Source organism: Flavobacterium glucosi, from assembly GCF_048286535.1.
Classification (GTDB): Bacteria; Bacteroidota; Bacteroidia; order Flavobacteriales; family Flavobacteriaceae; genus Flavobacterium.
Genome location: NZ_JBLVPK010000006.1, coordinates 179,758 through 189,581 on the forward strand (window position 1 = coordinate 179,758; position 9,824 = coordinate 189,581).

Here is a 9,824-nt window from a genome sequence, read left to right on the forward strand (position 1 = left end):
GAAATTAGTGCAATTTTGTTTAAATACTCGGGCTAAAATTTATGTGACCAGACGATAGGTTATTTTATTTTTTTAAATTGATCAATTCCTGCTTTCAACCATCCTTTATAAGCATTGATATCTGAATTATAACTTTCTGGTTTGTCAGATAACATATTTTCTTCTGTGTCTAAAACAATGTAATACGGTTGCGCATTGGCTTTGTATCGAGTGATTTGAAAATCGCTCCACTTGTTACCAATACTTATGATTTCTTTACCCGTTTCTTTGGATACATACTGTTCGCTTTTTGGCAATTCTCTTTTATCATCCACATACAAAGAAATCAACACCACTTCGTCTTGCAATATTTTAAGAATCGCGGGATCAGACCAAACATAATCTTCCATTTTTCTACAATTCACACAAGCAAATCCGGTAAAATCAAGTAAAATGGGTTTGTTTACTGATTTGGCATAAGCCAATCCTTTTTCATAATCATCAAAAGCAATAAGATCATGTGGTCCCAAATGTGCGCCTTCCGGCAAAATTTGAGCTGATGCAATCGAACCGCCTTTTGAGTTCCCTACACCGTATGGACTTTCACTATACGTCATTGGTGGCGGAAAACCTGAAATTAATTTTAATGGTGCACCCCAAATTCCAGGAATTAGATAGATGGTAAATGCTAAAACTACTAATCCCAATGACAGTCTTCCTACTGAAATATGTGCCATCGGACTATCATGCGGCAACGTAATTTTTCCGAATAAATAAAATGCCAGTGTTCCAAAAATAGCAATCCAAATCGCCAAGAACACTTCTCTTTCTAAGAAATGCAATTGCAATACCAAATCCGCATTGGATAAAAATTTGAATGCCAAAGCCAATTCTAAAAACCCTAAAACCACTTTAACAGTATTCAACCAACCACCAGATTTTGGCAATGAATTCAACCAACCCGGAAACATCGCAAACAACATAAAGGGTAAGGCTAAAGCCAATGAAAATCCGAACATCCCCACAATTGGTGCTATTCCGCCCTTAGAAGCCGCTTCGACTAATAGTGTCCCCACAATAGGTCCTGTACAAGAAAAAGATACAATCGCTAAGGCTAAAGCCATAAAGAGAATTCCAATTATTCCGCCTTTATCCGCTTGATTATCGACTTTATTAGCCCAAGAATTAGGCAACATGATCTCGAAAGCACCTAAAAATGAAGCCGCAAAAGTAACTAGTAAAATAAAGAAAATAATATTAAACCAAACATTCGTTGATAACGCATTCAGTGCATCGGCACCAAAAATCCAAGTCACTAAAAATCCTAAAACTACATAAATAAATATGATGGCAATTCCATAAATGATGGCATTTCTAATCCCTTTTGCTTTTGTTTTACTTTGTTTTGTAAAAAAACTTACTGTCATAGGGATCATCGGGAAGACACAAGGCGTAAGCAATGCGGCAAATCCAGATAAAAAAGCGATAAAGAAAATAGACCATAATCCTCTTTGTTTGGAAGGCTTAGAATCTAATACCGGAACTTTTTCAGGAGTAACAATTTGTGCTTTATTCACATCCGTATTTACAACTGCAGTGTCAACTTTAGGCGAATCTGTTGTAGTTAAATCAGATACTAAAGTAGCTATTGGTGCTGTTTTTGAAGCCGCAGGAATCGCAAACGAAAAATTCTTCTCCATATTAATACAAACCTCTTTACACACTTGGTAATTAAAATTAACTTCAATTTTAGTAACCTTTGGATTTGTAATTGTGATTTCTTGTTGAATTTGTCCTTTCTTTTCAAAAAATGTTTCGTTTACTTCAAAAATATCATTAAAAGCTGTTCGGGTCTTGCTCTCTTTGGCTTTGCCAACCAAATTAAAATTTCCTTTTTGATTTTTGAAAATGATTTCCAATGGCAGTGGTCCGCCATCTGGAGTGAATTGAGAATACAAATGCCAATCATTTTCTATGACAACATTGAAAGTAAGGATATAATTAGTATCTGATTTTTTTTCTATTTTGGTGGTCCATTTTGCAGGATCAAGAATTTGAGCATCTCCATTGGCAAAAGCCAAAAAAGCAATAAGTATAAATAGTAGTTTCTTCATTATTCTAATTGTATTTTAAGTATGTTTTTTGTTGTATTTTGTACTTTAAAGCGTTCATCTTGACGAACATCAATAATCCAAACTATTTGATCATTCGAACATAAAATCCAAGCATTTTCTTTATCTATCAATGATAATTTTTCATCTTTAAAAAGCTTACTTACTTTCTTCGATTTACCATTCATCCCAAAAGGCTGCAACTTATCTCCCTCGTTCCAATGCCGTAAAATCAATGGATATTGTAATTTATCAGCGTCCACAAAGATAGTTTTATTTGAAACGATACTAATGTCCGCTACTTTACAAAACGTAAGATTTAAGGGAATATTAACTTCTTTTTGATCTTCAGCAATAAAATATTCTTCCTTTTCATTTACGAAATTTATCGGGCTTAGGATTAAAGAATCTCTGTCTTTTAATAATCGGTATTCCGGAGAAAAAACGTATTTCCCAGATTGGCTTTCGACCAAATCATAAATGTCATCCCAAGCCGAAAACTCAAATTCTTTAAGCCATTGATACAAATATGATTTGTAATTGGGTAATTTTTTTAATTGCTGCAAATCAAAATAAATAGTATCCGCCTCTTGCTTTGCAACTTTCTGATAAATCATAATCGAAGCATCTTCAACCATAACTTGTGCTTCTTGCAAATACATTTGGGTTTTGTTAAACGAGGAAAGGAAATTTGGATTCAACTCCTTTAACATCGGAACCAGATGATGACGAATTTTATTTCTAAGGTATTTATCCGATGCATTACTGCTGTCTTCACGCCATTGAATGTTATTTAATCCGGCATATTCTTCCATTTCTTCTTGGCTAAAGGCCAAAAGTGGACGAACTACTTTTTCGTTCTGTTCCGGAATCCCTGTCAAACCTTCTAATCCTGTTCCTCGACCCAAATTGATCAAGAAAGTTTCGAGATTATCATCGGCATGATGCGCAGTAAGAATATAGTCGAATTTTTCCGTTTCCAATAATTCATAGAACCAGTTGTAACGCAACTCTCGGGCTGCAACTTGGGTAGATATTTTATAATCTTCAGAAAAAGCTTTGGTATCAAATTGCGTTATAAATACTGGAATATCATTTTTAGCGGCATATTCCTGAACAAAATTTTGATCTTCAAAACTTTCCATACCGCGCAATTGAAAATTACAATGTGCGATTGCTATTGTATACCCCAATTGCTGAAATAAATACACCATAACCATACTGTCTTTACCGCCACTTGTAGCAAGAAGGATTTTTTTTCCGTTCAAGAACTGAAAATTATGAAGCAGATGGTTTTGGAATTTCTGTAGCATGTTCAAATTTAATTAATTCATTTTGATTTAGCTTAAAACTTCTCGCATAGCTTTTGCTTTAAGCAAACATTCTTCATACTCCTTTTCAGGAATGGATTGTGACGTAATCGCACTTCCAACTGAAAAAGAAACGTATTTTTTTTCTTGATTGTATAAAATACTTCGGATAACCACATTGAAATCGAAATCTCCGTTTGGTGTAAAATATCCCACAGTACCGCTATACAGCCCACGTTTTGTTTCTTCCTGCTGTTCAATGATTTTCATCACCGAAATCTTTGGAGCTCCGGTCATACTGCCCATCGGGAAAGTAGTTTTTAAGGCATCTACACCGGAATATTGTGCATCTAACTTTGACGTTACAGTTGAAATCATTTGATGCACTTGCATAAAAGTATAAATACCACATAACTCTTCTACTTCAACTGATCCCTTTTGTGCCGTTCGAGATAAATCATTCCGCACTAAATCCGTAATCATAATATTTTCGGCGCGCTCTTTTGGGTCTAAAGCCAATTGTATTTTTGATTTTTCATCTTCAATTTGATCCAAAAATCGTTTGGCAGTTCCTTTAATTGGTTGCGAAATAAGCCGTTCTCCTTCTTTCTTTAAATAGCGTTCCGGTGTAGCCGAAAGTAAAAAGTGTTTATTGTTTTTAAAAAAAACAGCAAATGGAGGCTGAGAAATTTCGTTGAGTTTTATAAATTTTTCAATTGGATCAATCTTTGCATTTTCGGCAAAAAACTCCATACAAAAATTGGCTTCATAAATATCCCCTTGATGAATGTGTTCCAATATTTTAGAAACCTTTTCAAGATAATTCTCTTTCGGGATTCGTTGTTGAATTGTTATTTGCGAATTCTGATTACTGAACACTGAAGACTGAACACTAATTTCTTTAAAGTCCTCCTCCACTTCATCGTCACACATATTAAGATATTGAATTTGCAGGTGATTCCCTTTTAACAAAAACAGTTTCTTAGGTTGAAAGAAGTATAAATCGGGAAAATCTAAACCATCAAAATTGGTAGAGTGTAACGGTTCAATATCATTTTTTAAATCATACGATAAATAGCCAAAAAGCCAATCTTTGGTGCTTTGCTGGTATTGTTTTAAATCCTCAAAAGCATTGTGACAATCTGTTTTTATTGAAGTTAATGCATCAACGGCAAGAACACAATCATAACTGGAATAGTTTTGCGGATAGTCATTACTGTCTAAATAAATGATTTCTCGAAACTGTTGAGACCAAAATAAAAGTTGCTGTTTGAACAGTTTTGGGTCAGAAATAGACTTGTAAATTGAAGTTCTCAAAAAATGATGGTGTTTAAAATTCAAAATTACAACAAAAAATAAACCTTCAATAACTGATTTTACAAAAAGTAGCTTATTTTTTTGTAAATTTGATACTACAGGTATGTTTTTGAATTCTTTTAATCATTTAATAATTCCAGTTATGGCTTCAAAAATTTTCATCAATTTAGCTGTTAAAGACTTAAAAAAATCCATTGATTTTTTTACTACACTTGGATTTTCTTTCAATCCACAATTTACTGATGAACATGCTACTTGTATGATTATAGGAGAAAATATTTTTGCGATGTTAGTTACGGAGCAACGTTTTAAAGACTTTACCAAAAAAGAAATTTGTAATGCCCATAAAAATACCGAAGTTTTACTTGCAATAGATGCCGAGAGCAAAGAAAAAGTAGATGAAATGATTCAAACTGCAGTTAGTGCCGGTGGTTCAATTTATATGGAGCCACAGGATCATGGATGGATGTACGGACATAGTTTTGCCGATTTAGACGGGCATCAATGGGAAATTTTCTATATGGATGAAAGTGCTATTCCCAAATAATAATTCTCAAATGTGTAACCTCTAAAAACCATATACTATGAAAATTGCAATTATTATTATCCGAACTTTAATTGGGCTTTTGCTACTTTATGCATCTGTTAGCTTCTTTTTAAAACTAGCACCAGAACCAGAAGTTACAGGCAACTTTAAGGCTTTTAATGTCGGCTTAGTTGCGTCTACTTATTTGATCCCCTTGGCAAAATCAATGGAATTACTTTGTGGATTATCCTTTATAACCGGACGGTATGTTACATTAGCCAATATTTTAATATTACCCATAGCCATAAACATTTTATTCATTAATTTTTTCTTGTCTCCTCAAGGAATACCAATTGCCCTATTCTTGTTTTTAGGGAATCTGTTTTTAATTTACAGCCATTGGGAAAATTATAAAGGTTTATTTGTGGCTAAAGGCTAAATAGTAACCACCCTATAAAAATAAAGAAACCCGTTCAATCGAACGGGTTTCTTTATTTTTAAACGAGATTTTATCTCTCCATTCCAGATTCTCTAATTATACATGTAAAGCTCTGTTATCAGTAGCGGCTAATGCAGCTTCTTTTATCGCTTCTGCAAATGTTGGATGTGCATGAGACATTCTTGAAATATCTTCAGCAGATGCCTTAAATTCCATTGCCGTAACGGCTTCAGCAATTAAATCCGCACAACGGGCTCCAATCATGTGAACGCCTAATACTTCATCCGTTTTTGCGTCAGCAAGAATTTTTACAAATCCGTCTAAATCTCCTCCAGCTCTTGCACGACCTAAAGCTTTGAAAGGGAAACTTCCTGATTTAAAATCTACACCCGCTGCTTTTAATTGTTCCTCCGTTTGTCCTACAGCAGCCACTTCTGGCCAAGTATAAACAACACCCGGAATCAAGTTATAATCAATATGCGGTTTTTGACCCGCTAAAATTTCAGCAACCATGGCTCCTTCTTCTTCTGCTTTGTGAGCTAACATTGCTCCACGAACAACATCTCCAATAGCATAGATATTAGGAACGTTAGTTTGTAAATAATCATTTACTTCAACCATTCCTCTATCTGAAATTTTCACTCCTGCTTTATCAGCATTCAATCCATCAGTATACGGACGGCGTCCCACAGAAACTAATGAATAATCTCCTTCCAGCGTAATTGTTTCTCCTTTTGCATTTTCAGCTTGAACAACAACGCTCTCGCCATTTCTTTCTACTGATTTCACTTTATGTGAAACGTAGAATTTCATGCCTTGTTTTTTTAATACTTTGGTCAATTCTTTTGACAATGAAGCGTCCATTCCGGGAATAATTCGGTCCAAATATTCTACAACAGAAACTTGCGCTCCCAATCGTAAATACACTTGCCCTAATTCAATTCCAATTACTCCACCACCGATAATTACCAAATGTTTTGGTACTTCTTTAAGTTTCAACGCCTCTGTAGAAGTGATGATTCTTTCTTTATCGATTTTGATAAATGGCAAAGAAGATGGTTTTGAACCTGTAGCGATAATGATATTTTTAGCTTCGATAGTTTCAGAAGTTCCGTCCGCTTTTGCAACAGCAACATGTGTAGCATCAACAAATGAACCCAATCCTTCCAGAACTGTAATTTTATTTTTGTCCATTAAAAATTTCACACCACCCGAAGTTTGATCTACAACAGCTTGTTTGCGCGCAATCATTTTTTCAAGGTTCACTTTTACTTCTCCGGAAACTTCAATTCCGTGATCTGCAAAATGAGCAATTTCACTGTAATGATGAGAAGAAGCAAGCAATGCTTTGGAGGGAATACAACCTACATTCAGGCAAGTTCCTCCTAGAGTGGAATATTTTTCGATAATTGCTGTTTTGAAACCTAATTGTGCACAACGAATTGCTGACACATATCCGCCTGGTCCAGAACCTATAATGACTACGTCAAATGAACTCATAGTATATTTTTTTATTGTGTTTTTATAAAATGTTGCACAAAATTAAGGAATTAAGTTTTGTTTAAAGTTTAATTCCGAAGGTTTTTTGTTACGATTTTTTAGTAATTAACATTTACTTGTCATTGAATACCACTTAAAATTCACCTTTATTCTAAATATCAACAACCGTCGTATTTTTTACTTCACTAATCATAAAAGTGCTGTGTGTACTGCCTATGTGTTGCAATGTAGTCAGTTTTGTAACCAAAAATTCTCGATACGCTTCCATATCTTTTACTACTATTTTAATTATATAATCATAATCACCACTCACATGATGGCATTCAAGGACTTCCTTTAGTTTTACCACTTCATTTTCGAATGTAGCAATAAACTCTTTGGTATGCTGAATCAATTTGAGGTGACAAAAAACAACAAAACCTTTTTCGACTTTCGAACGATTGATTAACACGACATATTTATCGATAATTCCTTCTCTCTCCAGTTTTTTAATCCGTTCGTAAACAGCAGTAACAGAAAGATTAAGTTTTAAGGAAAGCTCTTTGGTTGTTTTTTTACTGTCGGATTGTAATAAAAAAAGTAGTTTTTTATCAATGCTGTCTAATGTCATTTTTATTGAAATTTGAATTGAAATAAAATCTATATAAATCCTATTTGAGAGGCTAATTTAGAAAATTAAATTATATAACTTAATTATAATAGTTTTAAAATCTAATATTAAACAATATGATTGATTATCAATCTAGAACATTGTTATTTTGGATAGATTTTATTCATACCGAAATCTAATAGCCCTGATAGCAGCTACATCCTTTTACTTTTTTCTTTAAAAAGTAAAAGATACAGCGAATAGCAGGAATAGCTTCAAATAACAATAAAAAACAATTATGAAAAATTTTAATCCGGCAGACAACATTCAGGATTTACAGTACTTTGGCGAATTTGGTGGTGTGAATCCATCCATTTCAGATTCCTCAACCTATACTTTCTTATCGGCAAAAACAATGTTCGATACTTTTGAAGGCAATATGGAAGGCTGTTATTTATATTCACGTCACTCTTCTCCTAGCAATTTATACTTAGACAAAGCCTTGGCTGCGATGGAAGGCACGGAAACCGCAAATGTTTCAGCATCAGGAATGGGAGCGATTACGCCTACATTGTTGCAATTGTGCGGGACAGGTGATCACATCGTTTCCAGCAGAACTATTTACGGTGGAACCTATGCTTTCTTGAAGAATTTTACGCCAAGATTAGGTATTAAAACTACATTTGTTGACATCACAAAACTAGACGTTGTAGAAGCTGCAATTACTCCCGAAACTAAAGCTTTGTACTGTGAAACGGTGAGTAATCCTTTACTGGAAGTAGCTGATATTGCCGGTTTGGCAAAAATTGCTAAGAGACATAATTTGAAATTGGTAGTCGATAATACTTTTTCGCCATTATCAGTTTCTCCTGTAAAATTAGGTGCTGATATTGTGATTCATAGTTTAACGAAATACATCAACGGAAGCAGTGATACTGTGGGAGGTGTAACATGTGCTTCACAAGAATTTATTGACAGTTTAAAAAATGTAAATAATGGTGCCAGTATGTTACTTGGACCAACAATGGATAGTTTACGTTCGGCAAGTGTGATGAAAAACTTGCGTACGCTACATATTAGAATGAAACAACACAGTCAAAATGCAATGTATCTTGCAGAACGTTTTGAAAAAGACGGGCTAAAAACGGTTTATCCTGGTTTGAAAAGTCACCCAAGCCATGAATTATATACTACTATGATTAATCCCGAATATGGTTTTGGTGGAATGATGACACTAGATGTTGGTACTTTAGAAAAAGCTAATGCATTGATGGAATTGATGCAAGCCAAAAATTTAGGGTATTTGGCAGTGAGTTTAGGATTTTATAAAACTTTATTTAGTGCTCCGGGAACTTCAACTTCTAGCGAGATTCCTATGGATGAACAAATAGAAATGGGATTGACTGATGGTCTAATTCGGTTTTCTATTGGTTTAGATAATGACATTGAAAGAACCTATCACATGATGAAAAAATGTATGATGGAATTGGATATACTAACACCAGAATCCGTTTTGATGAATTAGTTTATTTATTTCATAATTTAAAAAAGCAGCAAAATATTTTGCTGCTTTTTTGTTGCTTAATTTTTAGTAAATAAGTAACAGATTAAGAACACAAAATCATTCAAAATAATTCTTTTTTATCCTGTTTTTTGATCTGACAAACACCTTTTCAAATTATTTTTAGAGATTTTTAATTTCACACAACCAGTAATACATTTAAATTTAATACTATACGAATAAAGAAATTAAATGGTTATAAACTTGATTTCCAATTAAAATAGTTGAGACACAGATATTCATCAACCACAAAATCCAGATTCCCTACATGATTAGGATTTAAAAGAATCTGAACGAGTTCAGATAAAAGAAAGGCGTTAGCCGGAGAGACTATAAAACAAAAAAACCTATTCAAATAAATGAATAGGTTTCTTTAAAGAAAGGCGACGACATACTCTCCCACATAACTGCAGTACCATCTGCGCAGGCGGGCTTAACTACTCTGTTCGGGATGGGAAGAGGTGAGCCCCGCCGCAATAACCACCTTAAGAG

Annotated in this window: 8 protein-coding genes and 1 rRNA gene; 3 read left to right on the plus strand and 6 right to left on the minus strand. The window is 34.1% G+C overall.

The window, feature by feature from the left end; translation table 11 throughout:
* Window positions 1-59 precede the first annotated feature (59 nt).
* Genes ACNQGD_RS12470 through ACNQGD_RS12480 form a run of 3 tightly spaced genes read right to left on the minus strand, consistent with a single transcriptional unit; the run spans window position 60 to window position 4,717 of the window.
* Window positions 60-2,093 (minus strand): protein-disulfide reductase DsbD family protein, encoded by a 2,034-nt coding sequence (locus ACNQGD_RS12470; protein WP_417999517.1) that lies wholly within the window; start codon window positions 2,091-2,093, stop codon window positions 60-62.
* Window positions 2,093-3,403 carry a tRNA lysidine(34) synthetase TilS gene (tilS, locus tag ACNQGD_RS12475; protein WP_417999518.1) on the minus strand — a complete coding sequence of 437 codons (1,311 nt, stop codon included), beginning with the start codon at window positions 3,401-3,403 and terminating at the stop codon, window positions 2,093-2,095. The genes ACNQGD_RS12470 and tilS overlap by 1 nt, the downstream gene beginning before the upstream one ends.
* Before the next feature lie 27 nt (window positions 3,404-3,430).
* Entirely contained in the window at window positions 3,431-4,717 is a 1,287-nt protein-coding gene (locus ACNQGD_RS12480; RefSeq protein WP_417999519.1) for an anthranilate synthase component I family protein, read from the minus strand.
* A 142-nt stretch (window positions 4,718-4,859) separates the two neighbouring features.
* Between ACNQGD_RS12480 and ACNQGD_RS12485 the strand changes: the two genes are divergently transcribed.
* Both ACNQGD_RS12485 and ACNQGD_RS12490 read left to right on the plus strand, forming a co-directional pair.
* A complete protein-coding gene (locus ACNQGD_RS12485; protein WP_417999520.1) occupies window positions 4,860-5,264 on the plus strand; it encodes a VOC family protein in 405 nt (134 codons plus the stop codon).
* Window positions 5,265-5,301: 37 nt separating this feature from the next.
* Window positions 5,302-5,682: a DoxX family protein gene (locus ACNQGD_RS12490; RefSeq protein WP_417997835.1), complete on the plus strand. Its 381-nt coding sequence runs from the start codon at window positions 5,302-5,304 to the stop codon at window positions 5,680-5,682.
* Between the two features lie 96 nt (window positions 5,683-5,778).
* Here ACNQGD_RS12490 and lpdA read toward each other — a convergent pair whose 3' ends face one another.
* Together lpdA and ACNQGD_RS12500 are read right to left on the minus strand one after the other, a co-directional pair.
* The gene (gene lpdA, locus ACNQGD_RS12495; protein WP_417999521.1) at window positions 5,779-7,182 is read right to left on the minus strand and encodes a dihydrolipoyl dehydrogenase; all 1,404 of its coding nucleotides are present in this window, start codon (window positions 7,180-7,182) and stop codon (window positions 5,779-5,781) included.
* 151 nt (window positions 7,183-7,333) lie between these two features.
* Complete coding sequence (locus tag ACNQGD_RS12500) at window positions 7,334-7,792, minus strand: Lrp/AsnC family transcriptional regulator (protein WP_417999522.1); 459 nt, start codon at window positions 7,790-7,792, stop codon at window positions 7,334-7,336.
* Between the two features lie 277 nt (window positions 7,793-8,069).
* Here ACNQGD_RS12500 and ACNQGD_RS12505 point away from each other — a divergent pair, with 277 nt between their 5' ends.
* Window positions 8,070-9,296 (plus strand): aminotransferase class I/II-fold pyridoxal phosphate-dependent enzyme, encoded by a 1,227-nt coding sequence (locus ACNQGD_RS12505; protein WP_417999523.1) that lies wholly within the window; start codon window positions 8,070-8,072, stop codon window positions 9,294-9,296.
* A gap of 414 nt (window positions 9,297-9,710) precedes the next feature.
* Here the strand turns inward: ACNQGD_RS12505 and rrf are convergent.
* A 5S ribosomal RNA gene (gene rrf, locus ACNQGD_RS12510) occupies window positions 9,711-9,820 on the minus strand.
* Window positions 9,821-9,824: the final 4 nt, after the last annotated feature.

What these genes read in the sequence shown, in the direction of transcription:
- ACNQGD_RS12485 (WP_417999520.1), top strand. Translation starts at nt 4,860, where the DNA reads ATGGCTTCAAAAATTTTCATCAATTTAGCTGTTAAAGACTTAAAAAAA.
- ACNQGD_RS12490 (WP_417997835.1), top strand. Translation starts at nt 5,302, where the DNA reads ATGAAAATTGCAATTATTATTATCCGAACTTTAATTGGGCTTTTGCTA.
- ACNQGD_RS12500 (WP_417999522.1), bottom strand. Translation starts at nt 7,792, where the DNA reads ATGACATTAGACAGCATTGATAAAAAACTACTTTTTTTATTACAATCC.
- tilS (WP_417999518.1), bottom strand. Translation starts at nt 3,403, where the DNA reads ATGCTACAGAAATTCCAAAACCATCTGCTTCATAATTTTCAGTTCTTG.
- ACNQGD_RS12505 (WP_417999523.1), top strand. Translation starts at nt 8,070, where the DNA reads ATGAAAAATTTTAATCCGGCAGACAACATTCAGGATTTACAGTACTTT.
- lpdA (WP_417999521.1), bottom strand. Translation starts at nt 7,182, where the DNA reads ATGAGTTCATTTGACGTAGTCATTATAGGTTCTGGACCAGGCGGATAT.
- ACNQGD_RS12470 (WP_417999517.1), bottom strand. Translation starts at nt 2,093, where the DNA reads ATGAAGAAACTACTATTTATACTTATTGCTTTTTTGGCTTTTGCCAAT.